We start from the raw sequence: 25,173 nt of genomic DNA on the forward strand, positions 1-25,173 counted from the left end.
ATTCTATATTATCAGAAATTAAACATCAAGATTAAAAAACGAAAGCGAATACTACTAATATTCAAAACTCCTTTTCATCTTGAAAGTATTAACGGTCAGTGATAAATTTGCCTCTGCAATTTGAGTAAGGAGGTATGAAATGGCAAAGTGTGCAATATGCGGAAAGACAAGTATTTTCATCAACAACGTGAGCCACTCCCACAGGGTTACAAGCAAGAAGCAGAAGGCTAACCTTCAAAAAGTTAGGGCAATCGTAAACGGAGAGAAGAAGAAAATCTGGGTCTGCACAAAGTGTCTCAAGGCCGGAAAAGTTCAGAAAGCTATATAACTTGAGATGAAGGAAGAGAAGGGAGCTCCCTCCCTACTTCAGCTGTCTAAAACCTTCTTGATAATGGGGCTTACTGCGTACGGCCCCGTTGCCCTCCAATAACTAAAACGCCTCGTAGTCAAAAGGAAGTGGATCTCTAAAAAAGAGTTTGAAGAAGGCCTCGGGATGGTTCTCTACGACAGAATAAAACACAACCGGTTTGTAATGCCTCACAAGCAGAGAAAACTTTATCTGGGCTGTAGCATCCTACGTCACTGTAAGGTATTTCAACTGGAGCGTTCTAAAAATATTTGACTTTTAATAGATGGAATTATCCTTTTAGGGAAGTCAGTATTCCCGAAAGTTCTTCACTAATACGAGCTACGCTTGTTCCTTCTATGTCAGGAGAGAAAAACCTGATAAAGCCGAACCTGTCTATTAAAACCACAGATGGAACTTTCAGTTTTTTCAGTCTGGTCTTAAACTGGTAGAAAAGATAACTGTCTGCCGTTACGATCGTTCTCTTTACACCCATAAGTTTTTTAAATGTTTCTACAGATGAGAAATCGGCATCGTTTACACTTACAACGATAAAGACAGTTTTTTTATCATTAAGTTCTTCTAAACGAGAAACCAAACTCTCTGTAAACGGAGAAAAGAAGGAGTTAACAAAAAATATCACAACGTTTTTCCCTTCAAGGTCTTTCTTCTTTATCTTCCCTTCCTTTGTAGGAACAGAGAAAGACGGAGCAAGGACTTTCTGAACTTCAACAGAGTATGGTTTAGGCTTTATATTTTTCCCTTTAAGCTTGGGAATAGGAACATTATTAGGGATTTTTCTATTTTGCTTTGGAGGATTTCTTTTTGGAAGAAGAATATACCAGTCCGCAAGAGCATTTGGAGAAACCATCAATGTTAAAAGGAAAATAGAGGTAAACTTCCTCAAGACAACCACTCCTTTAGAAGGAGTTCCGGATTTTCGCTCCTCATTAGGGTTTCACCTATTAAAAAGGAATCAACTCCCGCTTCCTTTAACATAACTAAATCCTGTTTTCCTCTAATCCCGCTTTCAGAGACGGCCAACTTTCCTTCAGACTTTATTAACGGTAGCAAGTTCAGAGTTGTTGAGAGTGAAACTGTAAAGGTTTTAAGGTTTCGGTTGTTCACTCCTATAATTTCTGCTCCGGCCTTGAGAGCTCTCTCAACCTCTTCAGCCGTGTGGGTCTCAACCAAAGGCTCCATTCCAAGCTCTCTTCCAAGGTCAATGAAGTCTTTAAGTTGATAGTCTGAAAGGATTGAAACTATGAGAAGAAAGGAAGACGCCCCAAGAGCTTTTGCTCCGTATATCTGAAACTCATCTATGATAAAGTCTTTTCTAAGGACTGGGAGTTTTACCGCCTCTGAAACCTGCCTTAGATAGAAGGGAGAGCCTTGGAAGAACTTTTCGTCTGTAAGAACAGATATGGCCTTAGCTCCGCCTCTCTCGTAGGCCTTTGCTATCTCAACGGGGTTGAAATCTTTTTTTATTACTCCCTTTGAAGGCGACGCCTTCTTAACCTCTGCAATAATGTTTATTCCTTTTCCAGAAATAGCCTCCTTAAAGCTGTATGGAACTTTAAGCTTTTCTGCCTCTTCCCTTAAGACGTTAAGGTTGAACTTAGGCTTTTTCTCTGAAAGCTCCCTCTTTTTATACTCAACTATTTCCCTTAGAATGTCCATCATTCTTCCTCTTTCTGAGCTTCTCTCTCACAGATTCGGCTTTGCCTTCGTAATTTACCTGCTTAGCCCTGGCTATTGCAAGTGTGTTTTCCGGAACATCTTTCGTTATAACCGAACCTGCCGCGGTTATTGAACCGTCTCCAATCTTTACGGGAGCGACAAAGAGGGTGTTACTGCCTACAAAAACGTTTTTCCCTATATCTGTAAACCACTTGTTGAATCCGTCATAGTTGCAGGTTATCGTTCCAGCGCCGATGTTTGTGTTCTCTCCTACCCTGCAGTCCCCCAAGTAGGTAAGGTGGTTAGCCTTTGCTCCCCTCTCTAAGTGAGCTTTCTTCGTCTCAACAAAAGTTCCAATTTTTGCTTCTTCGTCTAAAACGGTTCCGGGTCTTAGCTTCGCAAACGGACCGACTGACGAGGCGTCTTTAAGGAGAGCTCCCCTAATCCAGCAGTGGCTCTCAACTGTAACTCCGTTTCCAATTTTAGAGTCTTTTATGTCTGAGAAAGGCCCTACGTAACAGTTCTCTCCTATCTTTGTCTCTCCCCTTAAGTAAACGGGGCCGCATATCTCTGTGTCCCTTCCGACAGTTACCTCAGGCTCTATGTAGACAGAATCTGGGTTGTGGAAGGTTACGCCGGAGAGGGAGAGCTTCTTTATAATCCTATCCCTCAAAACCCTCTCGGCGATAGAGAGCTCATACCTGTTGTTAACACCCATAACAGAGGAAAAGTCTAAAGCCTCAACGGGAACTACGGAGTAACCCTTCTCCTTAAAGATCCTTAAAACATCCGGAAGGTAGTATTCTCCTTGAGCGTTGTCGTTCTTTATTTCATCAAGGGCTTCAACGAGCTTTTCAGGGTCAAAGGCGTAAATTCCGGTGTTAACCTCGTCTATCTTCTTCTCTTCAGGGGTTGCGTCTTTCTCCTCTACTATGTAGAGAACTTCATTTCCGTCCCTAACTACCCTTCCGTAGCCAGTTGGGTCGGGAGCTCTCACAGTTAAAACCACCATATCTCCGGGAGTTTCTGCAAGTCTCTTAATGTCTTCACTTTTAACAAGGGGCGCGTCTCCGTTTAGAACAACCACCTTTCCCGAATAGCTTTTAAAGTATCCGGAAGCACTCTTTACGGCGTGTCCCGTCCCTAACTGCTCCTCCTGAACTGCCACTTTAACGTCCGGGAACTCCTGTTTTAAAAACTCCTCAACTAACTCTTTTCTGTGGCCAACGACAATCACTACCTCTTCGGCTCCGGCCTCTTTTGCAGCTTTTACAACATACCAGAGCATAGGCTTTCCAAGGAGTTTATGGAGAACTTTCGGAAGGTCTGACTTAAACCTCGTCCCTTTACCGGCAGCCAGTATAACCGCTTTAAACCCCACCTTTCCTCCTAAACCTTGTTCTTAAAAACGGTGTTAACATCGTTTAGGTAATCTCTTAAAATCTTTGAGTGGTCAAAAACGAGTTTCTCAAAGGGTATCTCGTCGTAGCCGAAAACCCTTGCAACCTTTGCGTCGTCTGAACCTTTAGGCTCTCCCTTTGCGACACACTCAAAGACAACGGAAACCGTGTGAAATCTCGGGTCTCTATTAGGATCTGAGTAAACTCTAAACTGCCTCAAGATAACAACGTCTAAACCGGTCTCCTCTTTCATCTCCCTGATAACTGCCTCTTCAACGGTCTCTCCGACCTCAACGAAACCTCCGGGAATTGCAAACCCTAAAGGCGGATACTTTCTCTCTATTAGAACGATTCCTCTAAATTTTCCCTTATCGTCCTGAAGGTTAATAATTCCGTCTACTGTCAGGTAAGGAGTTTCAGGTTTAAAGGCCATTACTCGCCTCCATACTCTCCGGTTATGAACTTCTCAAATAGGCTCTTCTTCTTCTTTTTCTCGTAGTCTTTCCTCAGGTCAAAACCCTTTCCCTTGGCATCAACTAAAACGGCACTTACGTTACCGATTGCAACCTCTGCAACGACCTTTAAAGGCAAGTGTCTCTCGTCTGCAGAGAACCAGAAAACGACCTTTCCTTTCCTCTGAAAAGCTCCCTCAGGAGAAAGGTTGTTTGAGGGAATAACTTTAAAAGCTTCCATCTTCCCGAAGAGAGTATCTATTTTTTCTTTTGAAACTACTTTAAAGCTAACGTTCTGAAACTTCCCTCCGGCAAACAGGGGAAAAACGGTCTCTTTTCCAACCTCAAAGATTCCGTAGCGTCTGAAAAAGTAAACGGCAGTTGCTATGTCTTCAAATGGAATGAAGGGAATTTTTATGTATTTAACCTGAACTCTCTTACTATCTGGGTGAACTTTCTCGTACTTAACAATCCTATTTTTTAAGTCGTAGGTGTAGACCTTTTCCCTTTTGTAGTGCCCTTCGTACTGGAAGAGGTATGTCTTCTCGGGACACAGGGTCTTTTCGTTCCAGATTGAGTAGCCTTCATCTGAGATCTTCTTAAACCAAGAGGCAACTCCAGCAGTTGAAACTTTCCCCCAGAGCTTTATTCTGTTCTTATCTAACCTAACAACTTTTGACTTTGAGTCTGCAACGTGGAATATGGTCCAATAGAGGCGAAACTTTATCTCCTCGCCGGCAAAGTCGTAGCTTGAGGTTTTTTTTGAGATGAGGAGCTCCGGCTTATACCCGGCGAAGGAGTTAATAGATAAACATAGCGTCACCGTAACTGTAAAAGCGATAACCTTTTTTAACAGCTTCTCTGTAAGCATTGAGAACTCTCTCCTTTCCTGCAAATGCGCTAACAAGCATCAGTAGTGTTGACCGGGGAAGGTGGAAGTTTGTAATGAGGGCGTCAACAACCTTAAAGCTGTAGCCTGGGTATATGAACAGGTTAGTCCTTCCCTCTCCCGGCTCAACTGTTCCCCTATCTCTGGCTGCACTCTCTAAAGTCCTAACTACAGTAGTTCCAACTGCTACAACTCTACTTCCCCGTTTTCTAACCTCCTCTATCGCCACGGCGGTCTCTTCAGGAACAGAGTAAGTTTCGTAGTCCATCTTGTGGTCTTCAACGTTCTCAACCTTAACAGGCTTAAAGGTTCCGGGGCCAACGTGTAGTGTTACAGGTTTTATTATAATGCCCTTATCTTTAAGTTTTTGAAGGAGCTCCTCCGTAAAGTGCAAACCTGCAGTTGGAGCGGCAACTGCTCCCTCTTTCCTTGCAAAGACCGTTTGGTACTTAACCCTATCTTCCGGCCTCTCCTCCCTCTCTATGTAGGGTGGAAGTGGAACATGGCCTATCTCAGAGAGCTTCTCCATAAAGCTTTTTTCACCTTTTAGCTGAAACTCTAAAAGCCTCTTTCCCTCTCCAGAGTAACCCTTGACGGTTGCAGAGAGCTCCCCATCAAAAATTACCCTCTTTCCCTCCTTCAACTTCCTTGCAGGCCTTGCCATAACTTCCCAAAGATCTGGCTCAACCTGACGGACTAAAAGAACCTCTACCCTTCCACCAGTTTCAAGCCTTCCAAAGAGCCTTGCCGGAATTACCTTAGTGTCGTTAATGACAAGAAGGTCTCCGGGATTGAGGTAGTCAACTATGTCTCTAAATATCCTGTGTTCTATCTCTCCGGTTCTCCTGTTTAAAACTAAGAGCTTTGCAGAGTCCCTGGGCTCAACGGGAAACTTTGCAATCAGCTCTTTCGGTAGGTGGTAGTCAAACTCACTGACCTTCACTATGTCTCCTTAAAAAGTTTCAACTGAGAATATAGGCTGAAAGAGAGGCAAACTTGGTATAAGTTCTATTCACACACAAACGGGGTTGGAGTAATGATAACTCTAAACGAAGTCAAGGAACTAAGCAACAAAGGTTTTAACCTGTTTCCACTCTCTGTTCAGTTCCTGGCAGACCTTGATACTCCACTTTCTGCCTTCCTCAAACTAAAGGAGCTCAAGGCAAACATGCTCCTTGAGAGCGTTGAAGGAGGAGAGAAGTGGGGAAGGTTCTCAGTGATTGGAATCGGAAGGCTGATAACTGTAAAGTCTAAAGAGAGGTTTGGAGAAATCAACAGGCTGGGAAGGATAAGGGTTGAAAAGGTTGAAGACCCGCTGGAGCTCCTTAAGTCCGTCTTTAACTCTGTAAAACCCTACAACCCGGGAAACCTTCCAAAACTGTGGGGAGGCTTCTTCGGATACCTTGCCTACGACGCCGTTAAGTTCTTTGAGCCAAGAGTAAACGTTAACCTAAACAAGGAAGACTCTCACCTATACGACATGGTCTTCTCACTTCCAGAGGCGTTAGTCATCTTTGACAATGTTAACCACCTGATAACGGCCATCTCCTTTGCCTTTACGGAGAAAGGAGAGGTTGAGAACGAGTATAGAAGAGCAAAGGAAAGGCTTGAGAGGATAGAGGAGCTCCTTAAAACTCCCTCAAAACTCCCGGAAGTTGGGGCAGTTAAGTCCTCTTCCAATTGGGAGACAAACGTTCCAGACAAAGAGTTTATGGAGATGGTTGAGAGGGCAAAGGAATACATAAGGGCTGGAGACATTATTCAGGTAGTTCTCTCAAGACGGTTTGAAAAGCCCTTCTACTCAGACCCTCTTACCCTCTACAGAGCTCTCCGCCACGTTAACCCTTCTCCATACATGTACTTCTTAGACTACAAGGACTTTCAGATAGTTGGAGCATCACCTGAAGTCTTAGTAAGGGTTGAAAACGGGTTAATTGAGACGCGGCCGATAGCCGGAACCAGGAGAAGGGGAAGGACGAAAGAGGAAGACTTAGCCCTTGAGAGGGAGCTCCTTTCAGACGAGAAGGAGAAGGCGGAACACATTATGCTTGTAGACCTTGCAAGGAACGACGTCGGAAGGGTTGCAAAAGTCGGAAGCGTAAAGGTTACAGACCTTATGGTTATAGAGAGGTACTCCCACGTTATGCATATAGTTTCAAACGTTGTTGGGGAGCTCCAAGAGAACAGAGACGCCTTTGACGTTTTAAGGGCTTGTTTCCCTGCCGGGACAGTTTCGGGAGCTCCGAAGGTAAGGGCAATGGAGATAATAGACGAGATGGAGCCCTCTGAGAGGGGAGTCTACGCCGGAGCCGTCGGCTACTTCTCCTTTGACGGAAACATGGATACAGCAATTGCGATAAGAACGGCAATAGTAAGGAGGAACAAAGTCTACGTTCAGGCGGGAGCGGGCATCGTTGCAGACTCAATCCCGGAGCTTGAAGCTAAGGAAACCCTGAACAAGGCGAGAGCTCTCTTCAGGGCAGTTGAAATGGCAGAGGGAGGCTTACGTTGAGCGAGAAGCTCTTTGACCTTGAGGCCGAGTACTCAGTCCTTGGAACGATAATCGTCCAGCCCTCATTTGCCTTTCGGGGAGTGGAGCTCCTCTCCCCTGAAGATTTCTTTAAGGCTGAACACAGGAACTTTTTCAGGTTCGTTAGAGACCTAATAGCTGAAGGCCACACAGAAAAGCAGCTCAACGAGATCTCCTACAAGGACGAGCTCCAGAAAAGAGGACTCCTTGAAAAGGTTGGAGGAGAGGATTACCTCTCTATGCTGGTTGAATACGCCCTTGAGAGCCAAGATAAGTTTGAGTCTGCCTGTAAAGTCGTAAAGGACAAGGCTCTTTTAAGGAAAGTAGTTGACCTTGGAAAGAGGATAAACGAGCTCGTAGAACAGACCCCAGACCCAGACCTCCTGATAGAGACGCTAGAGAAAGAGGTCTTCTCCCTCTCAGAGGACAGAATAACAAACTCACTCATCCACGTTGGAGAGGTTATTCCCAACATAATTGGCCAGATAGAGGAGCTTGCAACCCGCCGTGAGATGGTAACCGGCCTCCCGACAGGCTTCTTCCAGCTTGACCAGATGACCTCGGGACTTCAGCCTTCAGACCTAATAATCCTTGCAGCAAGGCCATCTATGGGTAAAACTGCATTCGCCCTCTCAATTGCCTACAACGTAGCAGTAAAGGAAGGAAAAACCGTTGCCTTCTTCTCATTAGAGATGACGAAAGAACAGCTTATAACGAGGCTCTTAGCCCAGGACGCAATGGTTCCTCTCCACAGGATAAGGAGCGGATTCTTAAAGCCTCAGGAGATAGAGCTCTTAGTAGAGGCAGCAGACAGGATTTCACAATCTCCCCTATACATAGACGATACTCCGGGAATCTCAATCCTTGAGATGAGGGCAAAGGCCAGGAGGCTCCAGAGTGAACGGGGCTTAGACCTAATAGTCGTTGACTACCTCCAGCTTATGAGGGGAATAAAGAGAACAGAGAGCCGTCAGCAGGAAGTCTCTGAAATCTCAAGGTCGCTAAAGGCCTTAGCAAAAGAGCTAAACGTTCCGGTAATAGCTCTCTCTCAGCTCTCCAGACAGGTTGAACACAGGGCCGACAAAAGGCCTCAGCTCTCAGACCTTCGGGAATCCGGTTCACTTGAGCAAGATGCCGACATCGTTATGTTTATCCACAGGCCGGAGTTCTACAAGAAGAACCCAGACCCTGAAGAGGAGGGAATAGCCGAAATTATCATTGCGAAGCAGAGGAACGGCCCGACAGGACCCGTTAAGCTTGCCTTCATTAAAGACCTAACGAGGTTTGAAAACCCCGATCCTAACCTTGTAAAAACTGAAACCTCTGAGGAGAAAACAGCAGAAGAGGAAGTTCAACCGCCTGTCTTTGAGGAAGAGAGCTCCCCACCTGAAGACGACTTCACCTTTGGAGACGATGAGCTCTTTCAGTTTTAGATTCTTTCAGAGTTTCAGCTATTTCGCCTGTGCTCTCTGTTATTCTGAAAAGAACGATCCTTTATTTTCCTTCTCCATTTTCTTCCTCTATTAAGGGACAAATGTGCCTATACTCACACCACCTGCAATTAAACTCTGAAGGGTTAGGAGAGAGCTCCTCAAAACTCCTTCCCTTGAGCTCCTCCTCAACAGAGGAAATCTTGGGAATCAGGTTCTCCTTAAAAAGCTCAAGCTCTTTTAGGTTAAAGATAACTCTGTTTACAGTTCCATACCTGACGTTGTGAACCTCTAAGGCAAACCTCTCAAACTGCGGAAACTTACCACTTGCAAGGAGCGCATACCAGCGAAGCTGAGTCTTAATCTTGTTGTTAAACTCCCAGCTCCTACTGGTTTTGTGGTCAACGATGTAAAGAGTGTTTTCCTTAGAGAAAATAAAGTCAAGCTTCCCCCTCAGGAAAACGTCTTCTGAAGAGTAGTCAACCGGGTTAAAGTCTCTATCAACTGCCAACTCAATCTCTGAAGCTACTAAAGAACTCCTCTCAACCCTCCGAAGCTGTCCGTTCACAAACTTAGCGATGTTAGGAAAGAAAGGGGTTATCTGGGAAAGATCTGCATCCGGCTCCATCTCCTTAAACCTAACGGCAAAGTCTGAAAGGAGCTCCTTCTTTATAGGTCTTCCCTCTTTAAAAACCGTATTAAGGGCGTTCTCCAAAACGAAATGGACGCCGCTGCCAAGGATTAAAAAGTCCGCCCTCGTTAGAGGTTCAATCCTTTCAACGTATCTGAAGAAGAACTCATACTGACACTTCTTAGCTTTCTGAACCTTAGAGAAAGACCAAGGCCTTAAGTGAGCTAAAGAGACAACTTTTTCGTAGCTTATCATCAAACGCCCGTTACCAGCTAAAATTGATGTGTTTAATATATTAGCACGGAGAACCGAATGAAAGGAAACGTTTACAAACTACCATACTTCAGGGAGACAACAAACAAAATGGAAAACATCAAAACAAGTATTTAAGGAAAGGAATTTCTACCTAAACATGATTAAACTGACTACGAAACTTGACATGCTCAAAAAAGCAATTGAGTGCATAGAGTCCATTCCCGAATTAAAAGAGCACGTAAAACTTGACCTCTCTAATGAAACCGAGAGTGGAGCCGATATCAGCTTTATCGTTTATACAGACTTACCTTAAACTTGGAAGCTAACCGATAAAGTAGCCGATGTTTTATACGACTGTCTTGAGGAATTTGACCCCTACATAACCCTGCACTTTGATTGGAAAGAAGTTAGAGGAGAAGCGAGGTCACTCAACTAATTTTTTAAAAGTTTCTAAAACTTCATCAACTTTAACTTCCTTTCTTTCTCCGGTCTTTCTCTCTTTCAGCTCAACTATACCTTCTGAAGCTCTCTTCCCAACTATTACTTGATAGGGAATTCCTATAAGGTCTGCGTCTTTAAACTTAAAGCCGGGGCGGGCGTTTCTGTCGTCTATAAGAACGTCAAATCCGGCAGACCGGAGCTCCCTATAAACCCTCTCTGCAACGCTCCTAATCTCCTCGTTCTTAACGTTTACAGGTATAACGATAACCTCAAAGGGGGCAATCTCTACAGGCCAGATTATTCCGTTCTCATCGTGGTTCTGCTCAACTGCTGCAGCCATAACCCTCGTTATTCCTATGCCGTAACAACCCATAACTATAGGCTTTTCCTCTCCGTTTTCGTCAACAAAGAGAGCTCCCATCGCCTCACTGTACCTCGTTCCAAGCTTAAAGATGTGACCAACCTCAATTCCCCTCTTCTCCGTTAGGGGAGCTCCACACTTCGGGCAGGGGTCTCCTCCTCTAACTTCTGCAACATCTATAAACTCCTCAACTTCAAAGTCCCTTCCCCAGTTTACGTTTTTAAGGTGGTAGTCCCTCTCTCCACCTCCTGCAACAAAGTTAACCATAGGAATAACTGAGTAATCGGCGTAAACGGGTATACCCAGCCCAATCGGAGAGAGGAAACCTTTAGGCTGGCCTGTAAACTTCTCTATCTCCTCGTCTGTTGCAAGGCGGACATCTTTTCCCCTAAAGACCTGCTTAAGTTTTGTCTCTTCAACTTCCCTGTCTCCCCTTATGGCAACTGCAACGGGCTCTCCGTCAACAACGTAGATTAGGAGTTTCAGAATGTTCTCCTGAGGAACTCCTAAGAACCGGGAAACTTCCTCAATCCTCTTAACGTTTGGGGTGTGAACTTTCTCAACAGGTTTAAAGAGCTCCTCTCTGTTCTCAGGAACTTCAGGCTTTAGCTGCTCTGCCTTCTCCGTGCTTGCAGCGTATCCGCACTTCTCACAGTAAACGAGCTTTCCTTCCCCCGTATCTGCAATGACCATAAACTCGTGGGAGAACTTACCTCCAATCTCTCCTGTATCTGCCTCTACTGCCTTAAACTCAAGCCCCATCCTCTCAAATATTCGGCTGTAGGTCTCGTACATGTTCCAGTATTCCCTCTCTGCGTCCTCGTCTGAGGCGTGGAAGGAGTAGGCGTCCTTCATTATGAACTCCCTCGCCCTCATGAGGCCGAACCTCGGCCTTATCTCATCCCTAAACTTTCTCCCTATCTGATAGAGGTTCAGTGGAAGGTCTTTGTAGGAGCGAACCTCTTTCCTAACGAGGTCTGTTATCACCTCTTCTGCCGTTGGAGCCAATGAGTAGTCCCTTCCGTGGCGGTCTTGAAACTTAACCATCTCCTTCCCATAAACGTCCCACCTTCCACTCTCTATCCAGAGCTCCGCCGGGTGCATAATCGGAAGGATTACCTCCTGAGCCCCTGACTTGTCCATCTCTTCTCTAACAATCCTCTCAATCTTCCTTATGACGAGAGCTCCCAGAGGAAGTATGTCGTAAAGGCCAGAGGCTACCTTCCTTATAAAACCTGCCCTTATCAGGAGCTTGTGGCTGGGAATTTCGGCGTCTGCAGGGCTCTCCTTCTTCGTAGGGATGAACGCCCTTGAAAACCTCATCTCTCCTCCAAAATTTTGACTCTGTACAGAAAATAAGTTATCCGGTGAGTCATGAGAATTCTACACGTTGACACAGAGAGAGGCTGGCGGGGAGGAGAGCAGCAACTCCTCTACCTGGTTAAGGGTTTAAAGGAAAAGGGATTTAAACAGGCAGTTAGCTGTAGAGTAGGAGAGGAACTTGAAAAGAGGTGTAGAGAAGAGGGAATAGAGGTTATTCCCTTAAAAGGAAACCAAACCTCAGACTGCTTAAGATTGGGAGTAGTAGGAAAAAGGTTTGACATAGTCCACGCCCACTCTGCAAAGGCACACACTATTTCAGCTCTATCAAAGAAATTCCATAAAAAGCCTATTGTTTATACAAGGCGGGTTGACTATACACCAAAGAAGAACGCCGTTACGAGGCTTAAATACAGGCTGACAGACAGAGTTGTTGCAATCTCAGAAGCTGTTAAGGAAATTTTAGAGAAGGAGCTCCCCTTCATCAGAGGAAAAATAACTGTAATTCCCTCTGCTGTAGACGTTAAGGAGGTTAAAAGAGAACTTAACCTAAAAAAAGTTCAGGAAATAAAGGAAAAACTCGGCGGAAAACCCCTAATTGGAACACTTGCAGCATTAACGGAGCAGAAAGACATTCCCAACTTTATCGCCGCAGCAGAGTTGATTTTGAAGGAGCTCCCCTCGGCAAAGTTTGTCGTTTTCGGAGAGGGAAAGTTAAGGAAACACTTAGAAAAGCTAATTGAGAAAAAGGGATTAAAAGGGAAGTTCGTCCTTTACGGCTTCGTAAGAGACGTTCCAAACTACACAAAGGCTTTAGACCTGTTCGTCCTTCCGTCAAAGAACGAAGGGTTGGGGAGCTCCCTCCTGATAGCTATGGCACTAAAAGTTCCCGTTGTTGCAACTCAAGTTGGAGGAACTGTAGAAGCCGTAAAAAACGGGTATACGGGAATTCTTGTTCCCCCGGAAAACCCCAAAGCGTTGTCAGAAGGAATTTTAAGGCTACTTAAAGATGAGAATCTACAGGAACAGTTAAAGGAAAACGCCTTTCGGCTTGTTCTTAACAAGTTCTCAGTTTCTGCAATGGTAGACTCTTACGTAGAGCTCTACCGGGAGGCAAAGGGTGGCTGAAGCGTTTAAGTCCTTTTTGGGGGAAATAAAGAAGCGTGTAAAACCGGGACTTTACAAGAACCTATTTAAAGACCTTAAGCTCATAGAGCTCTCAGAGGATAAAATAAAGCTCAAAACCCGGGATAAAGTCGTAAAGAGCCTTCTTGAAAAGCAGTATTTAAAGCTCTTAGAAGAGGTAGCAGAGAAGACCTTTAGGAAAAAGCTTCAGGTGGAACTCCTCTCCCCCGAAGAGGTTAAAAACATTAAACAGCCCGATCTTTTCCAGATAATAGAGAAGAAAAAGAGAGAAAAAGAAGTTCTACAAGAACCATCAAAGATAAACTCAAACCTCAACCCGAAATACACCTTTGAAAATTTTGTAGTCGGTTCGAGCAACCAGTTTGCCCACGCAGCCGCCCTGGCAGTAGCGGAGAATCCCGGTAAAGCCTACAACCCCCTCTTCATCTACGGAGGAGTAGGACTGGGAAAAACCCACCTGATGCAGGCAATAGGGAACTACATTCTGAAGAAAGATCCAACAAAAAAAGTGGTTTATACAACTACGGAAACCTTTATGAACCAGCTGATAGAGGCTCTAAAGTCCGACAACATTCACAAGTTCAGAGAGCAGTATAGAAGCGTAGACGTTCTCCTGATAGACGACATCCAGTTTATAGGTGGAAAGGAGAGAACCCAGATAGAGTTCTTCCACACATTTAACGCTCTATACGACGCAGGGAAACAGGTAGTTTTAACAAGCGACAGACCCCCTAAAGATATACCTACGCTAACAGAAAGGCTCAGAAGCAGGTTTGAGTGGGGGTTAATTGCAGACATTCAGCCGCCGGACTTTGAAACGAGGATCGCAATTTTAAAGAGGAAGGCTGAAGAAGAGAGAATAGAGGTAAGCGACAAAGTCATAAAGCTCCTTGCAACGATGATAAAGTCAAACATCAGACAGCTTGAGGGAGCTCTGGTCAAACTGAAGGCCAAGGCAACCTTAGAGGGAAGGCCGATAAACGAGAAGCTGGTAAAAGAGCTCTTCTCGGCAGAGACCCCTGAAAAGAGAAGGGAGAGAAAGATAAAAGAAGTTTCACTGAAAATCATAAAGAAGATGGTCAGTAAAGAGTTCGGAATAACGGTAGAACTCTTAGAGAGCCCGAGCAGGAAAAAGAAGGTAGCTTTTGCAAGACAGATCGCGATGTTCATAGCAAAAAGGCTTGGAAACTACCCTTATGCCCAAATAGCAGAGGCCTTTAAGAGGGACGACCACACTACGGTTATCCACGCCGTTAGGAAGGTGGAAGAGCTCCTGAAAGAAGACGAGGAGCTTAAAGAGAGAGTAGAACAGTTGGAAATGGCCATAAAGGAAGCGGTAGAAAGATCGGCCCAAGTTATCCACACTACTGTGGATAACTATGTGGATAGTTATGTGGATAACTAAAAAATTGTGGATAACTCAGAACGGCTCTCAGAAGTTATCCACATAAAAAAGTTATCCACATCAGTTATCCACATAAAATTGCCGGAGTTATCCACATAATGTGGATAACTTTTTCGGTTCAAAGTAAAGTTACACAAGGATTTTTACTCAGAGTGCACAAAAATTGTGCGCTCTTATTATTATTACGGTATATATATAGTAATTACTGTATATATACTCTAATAAGGAGGAAGAAAGAATGAAAATTAGGATCAGCAAACTCAAAGCTCGCGATGCAGTCAAACTGGCTTCCTCTGCAGCCGACAGAAGGGGAACAATTCCGATTCTCTCTAACATTTTGCTTGAGGCAGATGACAACGTCTTGAGGCTGACTGCTACAAACCTTGAAATAGGAGTTTCTACGGTTGTTGAGTGTGAAGTTGAGGAAGAAGGGAAGGTAACAGTTAATGCAAACAAGGCTGCAAAGCTCTTTTCATCACTTACCGGCGATGAAATACTCATTGAAACTTCAGACTCAAAGCTTACAGTTAAATCTGCTAACTCAAGGTTTTCCCTTGCTACACTCCCGCCGGAGGAGTTCCCGGAGATAGAGATTCCTTCTTCCTACCCTATAATCCTTCCGTCAGAGGAGATAGATAAGGCAATTAGGAAGGTCTCTTACGCAACCAGTAAAGATGAGGCCAGATACGTTTTAACGGGTGTTTTCCTCCGTTCCCTTGGTGACCGTCTCCACGTAGTTGCCACTGACGGCCACAGATTGGCTCTCTACGAGGTTTTTATCCCATCTCAAGGGTTGAGTGCTATTATTCCGAAAAAATCCTTCAGCGAGCTTAAAAAGGTGCTCAGAGAGGGTGAGGAGGTCTCCGTTGCAGAGCAGGGGAACAAGCTCTACTTCAGTAGCGGCGATACGGTTATGTGGACTTCACTCATAGAGGGCGAGTATCCAGACTACACTGCCGTTATTCCCGAGGACAACCCGACGGTAGTTAACGCCGACAGGGAGGAGCTCCTCTCAGCTCTTAAAGAGGTCTCAATTATCTTTGACAAAGACGAGGTTATGGCAGTTTCATTTAACCTTGAATCCGGAAGGCTTACCCTTCAGGCAAGGAACGTTGAAGGTGAATCTCCCGACGAGGCTATGGTTACAATTCCCGTAGACTACACAGGTGATCCCTTTACCATTAACTTCAACATTATCCACATGATTGAGTCAATCAGCTCCTTTGACGGTTCAACGGTTACTATGAAGTTCAAAGAGGAGATGACTCCGGTTCTCATAGTTAGTGACGAGGAGCCTAACCTTAAAAACGTAGTGATGCCTATGAGAGTCTAATGGGAAGGGTAAAGACTCTTCCAAACTTCTTAACCCTATTTAGGATTCTTCTCCTTCCCTTTATAGTCGTATTTATCGTTAAGGGGTTTTATAGCTGGGCGTTAGTTTTCTTTATCGTCTCAGCCGTTACGGACTTTTTAGACGGCTACACAGCAAGGAAGCAGGGAACGGTAACCAGTTTTGGGATTCTCCTTGACCCGATTGCAGATAAGCTTTTAACTTCTTCAACTCTGATATCCCTTGCCTACGTTAAGCTTTGCGATCCTTACTCAGTTATAGCCATCGTCGGGAGGGAGGAGGCTGTAACGGGAATGAGGGCGATAGCCGCTTCAAGGGGAATTGTCATCCCCGCTTCCAAGGGTGGAAAGCTGAAAACGGCTCTGATAATGTTTTCTGTTGTTCTTCTCCTTTCCGGGTTTACCTACTACGGGGAGCTCCTCCTCGTAACATCTGCCTTTGTCGCTCTCTACACCGGGTTTCTCTACTTTTACAGCTTCTTTAAAGAGTTAAAGGAGATTTAAGATGGACTTAAAGCTCATCTTCCTTTGCACGTTCCTTCCTTTCTTGCTCGGCTCCATTCCCTTTGGTTACGTAATCGGCAGGCTGAAGGGGGTTGACGTAAGAAACTACGGAAGTGGTAACATAGGGGCGACCAACGTCTCACGGGTTTTAGGGAAAAAGTACGGAGCTCTCGTCCTTCTCCTTGATGCACTAAAGGGAGCTCTCCCGGTTTTAACGATTAAGCTCTTAGGTTTTCCTGAGGAGTATCAAGTCCTTTCCGGACTGTTTGCCGTTTTAGGACATTGCTTCTCTCCCTTTATGAAGTTTAGAGGCGGCAAAGGGGTTGCAACGGGATTGGGCGCCTTTTTAGTCATATCTCCAAAATTAACACTTCTTGCCTTCTTTGTTTTCCTTTTGGTTTTCTTTCTTACCCGCTACGTTTCACTCTCTTCAATAACTGCTGCCCTCTCCTATCCTCTCCTTTTTAAGTTTCTTGAGGGGAAGTCGGGGCTATCCTTTATACTTGTATCACTAACTGCGGCTGTTATAGTTGTTAAACACTACAGCAACATCGTTAGGCTCTTAAAGGGAGAGGAGAAGAAGTTCACTTAGGCAGGGAAGAGGTATGGACTTAAAGGCTTACCTAAAGGAGAGGAAAGAGCTGATAGATAGGGAAATTCTCAAGTTCCTACCTTCTAAACCAGAGTTCGGAAAGAAACTCTACGATGCAGTTGAGTATTCCTTAACAGTTGGAGGGAAAAGGCTAAGGCCGATTCTCTGCATGGCAGGCTGCGAAGTCGTCGGAGGTAAATTAGAGGACGCTATAACTCCCGGATGCGCAATAGAGATGATTCATACCTACTCACTCATCCACGACGACCTACCAGCAATGGACAACGACACTTTGAGGAGAGGTCACCCTACAACCTGGGTGAAGTTTGGAGAGGCAACTGCTATCCTTGCAGGAGATGCCCTTCTAAACAGGGCTTTTGAGGTTTTAGCCGACTGGAACTTTGACTGTAAAAGGAAAGTTCAGGTTATATCTGAAATCTCAAAAGCTTCCGGAATGCTTGGAATGGTCTTGGGTCAGCAGTGCGACTTGGATGCCGAAGGGAGGAGTGACGTTTCTTTGGAGGAGCTCCTCTTTATCCACAGGCATAAAACTGGAAGGCTTATAACCGCCTCTGTCGTTTCTGGAGGGATTACCGGCGGAGGGAGCTCTGAAGATGTAGAATCTCTTAGAAAGTACGGAGACCACATCGGCCTCGCCTTCCAGATAGTTGACGACGTTTTAGACGTTGTTGGCGATCAGGAGAAACTCGGAAAGAACGTTGGTTCAGACCTTGAAAAGGGGAAAGTCACCTTCGTTACATTCTTCGGAATTGAGGGCTCTATGAAGAGGGCAAGGGAGGAGATAGATAAGGCTATTGAAGCCCTAAGGATTTTCCCTGAAGAGAAAAGAGAGCCCTTAGAGGCTATAGCCCGTTTTATCGTAGAAAGGGAGTATTAAATTTTCACTATTGACCGTTAAACTTGGAAGTTGGAGGGAAGTTTTTGGTTTTAGATAGAGTAAACACTCCGGAGGACGTTAAAAAACTCTCTGAAGAGGAACTTAAAAAGCTTGCGGAAGAAATTCGCCAGTTCATCATCTCCGTTGTTGAGGAGACTGGAGGCCACCTTGCCTCTTCTTTGGGAGTCGTTGAGCTGACGATTGCCCTATTAAGGGTCTTCTCCCCTCCAAAGGACGAAATCGTATGGGACGTTGGCCACCAATCCTACCCCTATAAAATCCTTACGGGGAGAAAGAACAAGTTCCACACGTTGAGGCAGCTTGGAGGGATAGCAGGTTTTCCGTCAATAAAGGAGAGTGTCTACGACGCCTTTGGAACAGGCCACAGCTCAACCTCAATCTCCGCAGCCCTTGGAATAAAGGTTGGAAAGCGGTTAAGGGGAGAGGATGGTTACGTAATTGCAGTTGTAGGGGATGGAGCTCTCACAGCAGGAGAGGCCTACGAAGGGCTAAACAATGCCGGACAGCTGAAAGAAGACCTGATAGTAATACTTAACGACAACGAGATGTCAATTTCAAAGAACATTGGGGCTATCTCAAATTACTTAACGAAACTTACAACTGGGGAGAATCTAAGGAAAGCAAAAGAGAGGTTAGAGCAGGTAACAAAAAAAATTTTTGGAGAGAAAGTCTATAAAGGTTTAAAAAGAGTAGAAGATTTAATAGTTAAAGGCCTTTTCCCTCCTGGAATGCTCTTTGAGGAGCTCGGTTTCCGCTACGTTGGACCCATAGACGGCCACGACATCCCAACCCTAATAACCACGCTTCAGAACGTTTCAAAGATGAAGGGACCTACGCTCGTCCACGTCTTGACTAAGAAGGGAAAAGGCTACAGACCGGCTGAAGAAAGGCCTGAAAAGTATCACAGTATTTCACCGAAAAAGAAAAAATCGGAAGAGAAAGAAATTCCTACATATACAGAGGTTTTCTCAAAAACCCTCATTGAAATAGCAGAAAAAGATGAAAGAGTTATTGGAATTACTGCGGCAATGCCTTCAGGAACTGGCCTTGATAAGTTTAGAGAGAAGTTTCCGGAACGCTACTTTGACGTTGGAATAGCGGAACAGCACGCAGTAACATTTGCGGCAGGCCTTGCAAAGAAGGGTCTAAAGCCTGTCGTTGCCATTTACTCAACTTTTCTCCAAAGAGCTTACGACCAGATAATCCACGACGTTGCACTTCAGGAGCTCCCCGTTGTTTTCGCCATAGACAGGGCAGGAATAGTTGGAGAGGACGGAGCTACACACCACGGCCTCTTTGACCTTTCCTACCTGCGGGCAGTTCCAAATATGGTTGTTGCAGCTCCTAAAGACGAGGAGGAGCTCCGCCACTTACTCTACACCGCAATTAAGTCTAATAAACCCTTTGCAGTTCGCTACCCCCGGGGAAGGGGATACGGAGTTCCCATAAGGGAACCTTTAAGGGAGATACCGGTAGGGAGCTGGGAAATTCTAAAGGAGGGAAAAGACGTTGTAATCCTTGCAACCGGCTGGCCTGTCTACCAAGCCCTTGAGGCTGCTAAAAGATTAGAGCAGGAGGAAATAAGCGTTTCAGTCGTTAATGCTCGTTTTGTTAAACCGCTGGACGAGGAGTTCCTCAAAAAACTCGCCCAAAAGTTCCCGATTATCTTCACAGTAGAGGAAAATACTGTAAAAGGAGGTTTCGGTTCAGCCGTAGACGAGTTCCTTTCTCCCTGGTATGAGGGAAGAGTAATAAACGTTGGAATCCCGGATAAGTTCGTAGAACACGGAAAACAAGAAGAGTTGAGGAAGTTAGTCGGTTTAGATTCTGAGAGCATTTACCTTAAGGTTAAGACAAAAATTTCATGTAAAACCAAGTAATATCTTTCCTCTTTTTTACCTCTCCTATTACTCTTCCTCCCTCAGTTAGGAGATCTTCTATAGTGCTCCTCTTACATTTAGCCCTACTTTCTTGTCGTAGAAGTCCCTTAAGTTTTCAATGGGAACGAAGTAGAGTGAGAGCGTTTCATCAAAGGGGAGAGGGAGCTCCCTTTCACTTACACTAACAACAAAGTCGTAGAAGAGGTGTTTAACTTTGAAGATTTCTTCAAGGACTTCCCTATTTCCTCTTCTTAACTTCTCTACGAGCTCTTTTGTTTTTTCCCAGATGTTTAAAGCGTCTTCGTTTAACTGAACGAAGACCTCTGTGCCGTAGTCTTCCTCTATTAGTTTAAACTCTGAAATTCCAAACTCGGGGTTGCGTGAATTTCTAAACCTTAAAAGTTTTACCGAATCAATCATATATTTGGATTTCTTACTATTTACACCCCTTTCTCTTACAATATTAAAGTACTCTTCAGTTAGGTTTAGGAACTCTTCTTCAGTTAGTTTTTTCTTGTTTTTTAAAGTCTCTTCTGTAGCCTCAAGGAGTATTCTGTCGTAGATGTAAGATGAAAACTTTTTCCCGTTCTCGTCTATGAGGTTTACAACTTTAAAATTCCCTCTACTCTCCATGTTTCTGTTGCACCTTCCAGCCGATTGGTTCAGTGAGTCAAAAGGGGCAAAGTCCCTCAATACGTATTCAAAGTCAACGTCAACTCCAGCTTCAACAATTTGGGTTGAAACAAGGTATTTAACCTCTCTTGCCCTTATCCTCTTTAGCCTCTCTCTCCTCTCGTAAGGAGTTACTGACCTTGAGAGGTACTCTACTTCACAGCCGGTAAGCTCTGACACGCGGTTAAATACCTCCTGAGACGATCTTACTGTGTTGAGTATAAAGAGGGAGCTCCCCTTTAGCTCCAAGCTACTACAGAACTCCTCTAAGTTCTTTTCCTCTTTTTCAATTTCAACTTCGTATCTTTTGAGGTTAACGAAGAACTTTTTTCCTGCAAGTTCATAGTGTTCTTTAAAGAGGGCAGGCTTTGTTGCAGTCATGAAGATCAAGTAGAAGTTAAGTTTCTCTGAGAGCTTCCCTATCAGTTTTTCAACCAGTATCCAGTACTTTGCCGGGAGCGTTTGAATCTCATCAAGTATAACTACGGAGTTAGAGAGCCTTGAAAACCTTAGAGCCTGACTTCTGTTTTTCGGGAATAGGGAGTTAAATAGCTGAACCATAGTTGTTACAATGACTTCGCTTTCCCATCCCTCAGTTAGGATCTTTGCCTGATCAAAGGGGAGCTCCTCCCCTTCTTTTCTGTAGCTGAGCTCCGTTAAATGGTGGTGTTTCGTTATTAATGTAGAATCTGAAAAACCGATAGCTTTTTCAATAACTTCCTTTAAAGCTTCGTAAGTTTGGTCAATTATAGAGATGAAAGGTAGTGTGTAGATTATCCTAACGGGTTTTTGAGTTAATTTTTGGAGCTCTTCTTTAACTTTCAGTGCAAATAGAAAACCAGTATAAGTTTTTCCAAGACCAGTTGGTAAGTTTATTGAGTAGATTCTCTTACTCGGATCAAAGGGTTTAGATAAGACTTCTTCTTTTGTTCTCTGTCTAAGTTCATCTATTTCCCTTTTCCGCGGAATTGAGTCAATAATTTTCTTTACTTCTTTAAAGTTAATCCTGTTTCTAAAATTGATTTTTGTTCCAGAGGCATCTTTTCTATCTGAGTAAAGAAGAGTTGAGTATAGAGACATAAATAGCACGTAGAGAGAGAAATCTTCGGGCTTTCCGTAAAGTTTCCTGAACCTTCTTAGCCTTCCAAAAGGTCTTAATTTCTCCAGAATTTTCTCTTCTTTTAAGGTATCTAAAGTTCTTTCTGGAATGCCGATCTCTTTCAGGTTTTCTTTTTTAAGTTTTTTAAGTCTTTCTACCGATTTGAGGGGCTCCTTCTTGTTAACTTCCTCTTCAAAGGCATCTTTTGGAAATGAGTGGTGGTTCTTAACGGAAAGAAAAGATAGGAAGGCTTCTAAAGGCTCTACTTTTAATTCATTGGTTAAATAAGAAAATAGAGCAACGGCAGACGGGAGAGAGTGTTCCCTATTTTTTACCTTTCTTGCCCTTTCCTCTTCTCCTTCAGAGATAAGCTTAATGAACTTCTGAAACTCCGGTAATGCCTTCCCTAAATCGTGGAAGAGTCCGGTAAGCTCTGCCAAGTTAACTTTGTCTTTTATTGGAAAATTTTCCTTTATCTCCTCGCTTACTCCCTTTAAATGATCCTTTAAGCACTTATTGGGATGGGAAAGTAAACAGGTAGACCTTCTCTCCCGTTTCTTCAACTTCCCAGAGCTCATTAAACTCTCCTATTAAAGGTTTCCCGTCAGGGTTGAATACTACGTCTTTAAACTCAACTGTTTCCCTATTCTCATTCATGGCAGAAGGAATTCTCTCCTTCATAACTTTTCCCTGCTTAAAGTCAACGTCCAAGACGTTCTCAACCGGTATTACGCTGTTAACGTAACTTCCTAAATTGACTTTTACGGCTCTAAACTTTCCAATAAGTGAGAAGTCTGCAATGCACTCAGAGATACCCAGTGAAACCGTGTAGTTGGTTCTGTGATCTTTTAAGAGGGAAAGGAGCTCCTCCAACAGTTTTTTTTCTCCGGATATGAAAACTCTAAATTTTGGATCCTTCAGAAACTCAGCTTGAACCTGAGTCCTTGGAGGTTTATTCTTTTTTTCCTTTCTATCCTTAAACAGAGTTGGTTCAAAACCACTGCTTCCTTTTGTATTGATGAAGTTTAGTCCGAACCTCTGTTTCTTTACCGGGTTTAGTAGAGAAACTCCAACGTCTAAGTTATTTGTAACGCCAATGTAGCTATCTTTACTTAGTCCAAGAATTGCTCCGACGATTCCTCTAACAGTTGTTGGAGGCGGAAAAGAAAAGGTTAAAGGGGAGGAGGTCGTAAAGAACCTCCTGAAGTGTCCTAACTCACCCCAAATGTCAAAAACAACTACGTCTCTAACCATGAGAATCTCTCCAGTGGTATGCCTTCAAATACCTCCTCAAGTTTAGAACCCTCTGAGAACTTTAGCCTCTCGTCTACTGCGAACCTCACCCTTTCAATTTTTTCTCTGTTTTTCTGAACGGCATCTTTTAACTTAGCAAGGTTAAGCTTAAACTCCTCAACGTCCCTTATTGCAAGGTCATCAAGTCCGGAAGGTTTTTCTATTGATACCCTCTTGTTAAGTTCTCCGATGTGAAACATTTCTCCTTCTCTGTAGGTAATCTCAATCAAGAGTCTTGGCATGTGGCCAAACTTTGAGCGTGAGATTACGTCTGTTGACTCCTTAACTCCAAACCACATAGCCTTTGTCATCTTCTCAAGATCTTCGTCAGTTAGCTTTGTATCTTCTGATGCCTTTTCGTTGGCAATTCCGTAAAAACAGAAAAAACCGTAAGGAATTATGAAAAAGTCTGTCATTGTCCCCTGCTTTTTATCTTCGCTGGAAGGAAGAATGGTCGTTCCCCTTATAAGCTTAACGGTCACTTTGTGAAGTGAACGGCCAAACTTAAACTGGACTGGACCTGTATAGCTCTTTGAGTTGTTGCCAACTGCAAACGTTCCTCCAAAGAGTCTTATGTCAATACACATGTTGAGGATCTCTTCATAATCTCCGTTTTTGTAGAGTTTTAAGAGCTCTTCCTTAGTTTTAAGTGTTCCGTCTTCTTTCCTCTCCTGCCTTATGAATACCTCTTCTCCCATATCCATAAGTTCGTCTCTTATTATCCTCTTAAGCCTTGTGTCAGTAACCCAGCAGGTACCAACTTCCTCGTCTATCCTTGGCCTGTTTTCGTCAATTGGATCTCCGTTAGGGTTTGCATCGGTTACGTCGTAGAAAAATAGGTACTCCCTCCTATTCTTTATCATCTATTCCTCCACCAAAGATTTGGTTATACACTGTATTCTTCATTCCCATCCCTACGGCAAATACGAAGTTCATCCTCTCAACGTTTAAGTTCCAGCTATCTGACTGGGAGAAGTACTCCATAGCAACGTCAAAAATCTCCCTTTCCGTTCCTTTAAATGCACTGTACTCCTCAAGCTTTCCTCTCAGTTTGAGGGGGAGCTCCTCAAAGTCTCTCCTGTCAAGCCTAAATCCCTTAAGCTTTTTGAGGAACGGAGCTGCTCCTCCTCTTTCTGATGCTTGCTTATCAAGGAGCCTCTGAGTAAGAACTCCAAGAAGGAATATTCCCTTCTCCTCAGGCTTTTTAAGAAATGGGAGGCTTTCCGTTAAGTTTCTGATACTTCCTTTTTTTAAATCTTCCATGTCCCCCTCCGTGGCTGCTTTAACAAAAAGGTACGAAGTAAGTGCGTCAAAACTTCTATAGGGAAGAGTTCTTGTCTTCTCACTTACGTCTTTAAAGTAGGCATTTCTTATTCCTTGAAGTAAATGTTTAATCAAGAGCTCTTCAGAGTAAGGAATTTTTCTGAAAATTGAGTCAATTAAATCTAAGAACTCTTTCTGTGGTAAATTGTCTTTACCGGTTCTGGGAAATAACTGAGATAAAACTTTAAGCGTAAACTCTTTTTCAGAGTTTGAGTAGAAGTTCCTGTCAATAAACTCTTTTACGCTAAAGAGCTCCCTAATCCTGGAAGGAAAAACGTCAGGTATGTGGAGTTTTATTTGCGTCTGAGACTGGTTCTTCTTTATGAATAGAAAATGAAAAGAGATAAAGTCGTTAAACTCTTTAAGAATGGACAAGATATCTTCATTATCTTCCGAAAGTCTTTCAAGCTCTTTTGTTGAAAGGTTTAGTTTTTCTCGTTTCTTAATAAAGTCGTAGTCGTAGATTATCTCTACAACCTCTTTAGCGTTTACGTCAGGTGTTCTGTTAAGTGCAAAGTCTGGAACTAAGTAGTACTTTGGAGCTTCCCTTACCAAAGAAAATTCGTGTTCTTCCAGCTCTTTTTTCGCTCTTTCCACTACCTCTAAACACTCAGGACACACGGGGAAGCCTCTTTTGTGGAGCTCTTTCGTTAAGCCTGAAATGTATCCTGGCTTGTCAATCGTATAAAACGTGAAAGGAAACTTCATTCCTGAAACTTTTGTCCTTTTGCCGCATAGAGCACAAACTCCATCCTCAAACTCCATTTCCTTAAATGAGAGCTCCTTGACTGTTTTCATTAGGTGTGGAATTTCCCCGGGAAACTTGCCGTCAAACTTGAGGGCAAGGAAGATTTTTTTTCCCTTGTCGAAGTTTGAGTTAAAGAGGATGTCTGAGAGTTCTTGGCGGAGCTTATCCTGTGTTTCCTCGTTTAGTTCAGGAACTGTAGGTTCTACCTTCCGAAGCCTATCAAGGATTTTTCTTAAACAGTCTACCTTCTTTTTAGCAGCTTTTTCTGCCTTTTCTCTTTCTTTAAACCGAGTTTCCAGTTTTATAACCGGAACATCGGATTTGCAGCGGTTAGGAACATTTACTTCTTTATATCCCAGTTTTTTAACGTCAAACTCATTAGTTGTATAAACCTTTTTAAGTTTACCTTTCTCTATTTCTGCAACAACGAGAATATCAATACTTGTATCTTTATCATCTAATAATTTTCCAAGGTTGTAAATAGCCTCTATCAAGCTTTAATCCTCT

At 43.7% G+C, this 25,173-nt stretch carries 23 protein-coding genes; 11 read left to right on the forward strand and 12 right to left on the reverse strand.

The window, feature by feature from the left end; translation table 11 throughout:
- Positions 1-139 precede the first annotated feature (139 nt).
- The gene (gene rpmB, locus ACZ424_RS05525) at positions 140-328 is read left to right on the forward strand and encodes a 50S ribosomal protein L28 (RefSeq protein WP_464903984.1); all 189 of its coding nucleotides are present in this window, start codon (positions 140-142) and stop codon (positions 326-328) included.
- 310 nt (positions 329-638) lie between these two features.
- Here rpmB and ACZ424_RS05530 read toward each other — a convergent pair whose 3' ends face one another.
- From ACZ424_RS05530 to queA, 6 genes are read right to left on the reverse strand one after another with little or no spacing between them, the layout of a single operon-like run.
- On the reverse strand, positions 639-1,253 hold the full coding sequence (locus ACZ424_RS05530) for a redoxin domain-containing protein (RefSeq protein ID WP_464903985.1): 615 nt from the start codon (positions 1,251-1,253) through the stop codon (positions 639-641).
- Positions 1,250-2,026, reverse strand: a complete 777-nt coding sequence (gene trpC, locus ACZ424_RS05535; protein ID WP_464905216.1) for an indole-3-glycerol phosphate synthase TrpC — start codon at positions 2,024-2,026, stop codon at positions 1,250-1,252. Before trpC ends, ACZ424_RS05530 begins: the two co-directional genes overlap by 4 nt.
- Entirely contained in the window at positions 2,001-3,407 is a 1,407-nt protein-coding gene (gene glmU, locus ACZ424_RS05540; protein ID WP_464903986.1) for a bifunctional UDP-N-acetylglucosamine diphosphorylase/glucosamine-1-phosphate N-acetyltransferase GlmU, read from the reverse strand. Before glmU ends, trpC begins: the two co-directional genes overlap by 26 nt.
- 8 nt (positions 3,408-3,415) lie before the next feature.
- A complete protein-coding gene (locus ACZ424_RS05545; protein WP_464903987.1) occupies positions 3,416-3,859 on the reverse strand; it encodes an NUDIX domain-containing protein in 444 nt (147 codons plus the stop codon).
- Positions 3,859-4,749, reverse strand: a complete 891-nt coding sequence (locus ACZ424_RS05550) for a DUF3108 domain-containing protein (protein ID WP_464903988.1) — start codon at positions 4,747-4,749, stop codon at positions 3,859-3,861. Before ACZ424_RS05550 ends, ACZ424_RS05545 begins: the two co-directional genes overlap by 1 nt.
- Complete coding sequence (gene queA / locus ACZ424_RS05555; protein WP_464903989.1) at positions 4,679-5,710, reverse strand: tRNA preQ1(34) S-adenosylmethionine ribosyltransferase-isomerase QueA; 1,032 nt, start codon at positions 5,708-5,710, stop codon at positions 4,679-4,681. Before queA ends, ACZ424_RS05550 begins: the two co-directional genes overlap by 71 nt.
- Positions 5,711-5,803: 93 nt before the next feature.
- Between queA and trpE the strand changes: the two genes are divergently transcribed.
- Together trpE and dnaB are read left to right on the forward strand one after the other, a co-directional pair.
- Positions 5,804-7,279 carry an anthranilate synthase component I gene (trpE, locus tag ACZ424_RS05560; protein WP_464903990.1) on the forward strand — a complete coding sequence of 492 codons (1,476 nt, stop codon included), beginning with the start codon at positions 5,804-5,806 and terminating at the stop codon, positions 7,277-7,279.
- Complete coding sequence (gene dnaB, locus ACZ424_RS05565; protein ID WP_464903991.1) at positions 7,276-8,730, forward strand: replicative DNA helicase; 1,455 nt, start codon at positions 7,276-7,278, stop codon at positions 8,728-8,730. The genes trpE and dnaB overlap by 4 nt, the downstream gene beginning before the upstream one ends.
- Positions 8,731-8,791: 61 nt before the next feature.
- On the opposite strand, the gene ACZ424_RS05570 is transcribed toward dnaB, so the two are convergent.
- On the reverse strand, positions 8,792-9,613 hold the full coding sequence (locus ACZ424_RS05570) for a PD-(D/E)XK nuclease family protein (RefSeq protein WP_464903992.1): 822 nt from the start codon (positions 9,611-9,613) through the stop codon (positions 8,792-8,794).
- A 157-nt stretch (positions 9,614-9,770) separates the two neighbouring features.
- Here ACZ424_RS05570 and ACZ424_RS05575 point away from each other — a divergent pair, with 157 nt between their 5' ends.
- On the forward strand, positions 9,771-9,926 hold the full coding sequence (locus ACZ424_RS05575; RefSeq protein WP_464903993.1) for a hypothetical protein: 156 nt from the start codon (positions 9,771-9,773) through the stop codon (positions 9,924-9,926).
- 111 nt (positions 9,927-10,037) lie between these two features.
- On the opposite strand, the gene ACZ424_RS05580 is transcribed toward ACZ424_RS05575, so the two are convergent.
- Positions 10,038-11,738 carry a proline--tRNA ligase gene (locus ACZ424_RS05580; RefSeq protein ID WP_464903994.1) on the reverse strand — a complete coding sequence of 567 codons (1,701 nt, stop codon included), beginning with the start codon at positions 11,736-11,738 and terminating at the stop codon, positions 10,038-10,040.
- Positions 11,739-11,789: 51 nt separating this feature from the next.
- Here ACZ424_RS05580 and ACZ424_RS05585 point away from each other — a divergent pair, with 51 nt between their 5' ends.
- The 7 genes from ACZ424_RS05585 to dxs all read left to right on the forward strand — a co-directional run bounded on the left by ACZ424_RS05585 (position 11,790) and on the right by dxs (position 19,531).
- A complete protein-coding gene (locus ACZ424_RS05585) occupies positions 11,790-12,863 on the forward strand; it encodes a glycosyltransferase family 4 protein (protein ID WP_464903995.1) in 1,074 nt (357 codons plus the stop codon).
- The gene (gene dnaA / locus ACZ424_RS05590; protein ID WP_464903996.1) at positions 12,856-14,286 is read left to right on the forward strand and encodes a chromosomal replication initiator protein DnaA; all 1,431 of its coding nucleotides are present in this window, start codon (positions 12,856-12,858) and stop codon (positions 14,284-14,286) included. The genes ACZ424_RS05585 and dnaA overlap by 8 nt, the downstream gene beginning before the upstream one ends.
- Positions 14,287-14,524: 238 nt before the next feature.
- Positions 14,525-15,619: a DNA polymerase III subunit beta gene (gene dnaN, locus ACZ424_RS05595; protein ID WP_464903997.1), complete on the forward strand. Its 1,095-nt coding sequence runs from the start codon at positions 14,525-14,527 to the stop codon at positions 15,617-15,619.
- Positions 15,619-16,140 carry a CDP-diacylglycerol--glycerol-3-phosphate 3-phosphatidyltransferase gene (gene pgsA / locus ACZ424_RS05600; protein ID WP_464903998.1) on the forward strand — a complete coding sequence of 174 codons (522 nt, stop codon included), beginning with the start codon at positions 15,619-15,621 and terminating at the stop codon, positions 16,138-16,140. The genes dnaN and pgsA overlap by 1 nt, the downstream gene beginning before the upstream one ends.
- A 1-nt stretch (position 16,141) precedes the next feature.
- A complete protein-coding gene (gene plsY / locus ACZ424_RS05605; RefSeq protein ID WP_464903999.1) occupies positions 16,142-16,732 on the forward strand; it encodes a glycerol-3-phosphate 1-O-acyltransferase PlsY in 591 nt (196 codons plus the stop codon).
- Positions 16,733-16,745: 13 nt separating this feature from the next.
- Positions 16,746-17,630, forward strand: a complete 885-nt coding sequence (locus ACZ424_RS05610) for a polyprenyl synthetase family protein (RefSeq protein ID WP_464904000.1) — start codon at positions 16,746-16,748, stop codon at positions 17,628-17,630.
- Between the two features lie 44 nt (positions 17,631-17,674).
- Entirely contained in the window at positions 17,675-19,531 is a 1,857-nt protein-coding gene (dxs, locus tag ACZ424_RS05615) for a 1-deoxy-D-xylulose-5-phosphate synthase (protein ID WP_464904001.1), read from the forward strand.
- Positions 19,532-19,588: 57 nt separating this feature from the next.
- Here dxs and cas3 read toward each other — a convergent pair whose 3' ends face one another.
- Genes cas3 through ACZ424_RS05635 form a run of 4 tightly spaced genes read right to left on the reverse strand, consistent with a single transcriptional unit; the run spans position 19,589 to position 25,160 of the window.
- Complete coding sequence (gene cas3 / locus ACZ424_RS05620; RefSeq protein ID WP_464904002.1) at positions 19,589-21,880, reverse strand: CRISPR-associated helicase Cas3'; 2,292 nt, start codon at positions 21,878-21,880, stop codon at positions 19,589-19,591.
- Entirely contained in the window at positions 21,816-22,556 is a 741-nt protein-coding gene (gene cas5b / locus ACZ424_RS05625; RefSeq protein ID WP_464904003.1) for a type I-B CRISPR-associated protein Cas5b, read from the reverse strand. The genes cas3 and cas5b overlap by 65 nt, the downstream gene beginning before the upstream one ends.
- The gene (gene cas7b, locus ACZ424_RS05630; protein ID WP_464904004.1) at positions 22,541-23,458 is read right to left on the reverse strand and encodes a type I-B CRISPR-associated protein Cas7/Csh2; all 918 of its coding nucleotides are present in this window, start codon (positions 23,456-23,458) and stop codon (positions 22,541-22,543) included. The genes cas5b and cas7b overlap by 16 nt, the downstream gene beginning before the upstream one ends.
- Entirely contained in the window at positions 23,445-25,160 is a 1,716-nt protein-coding gene (locus ACZ424_RS05635) for a TIGR02556 family CRISPR-associated protein (protein WP_464904005.1), read from the reverse strand. The genes cas7b and ACZ424_RS05635 overlap by 14 nt, the downstream gene beginning before the upstream one ends.
- Between the last annotated feature and the right edge of the window lie 13 nt (positions 25,161-25,173).

It is taken from the genome of Thermovibrio ruber (genome assembly GCF_055380895.1).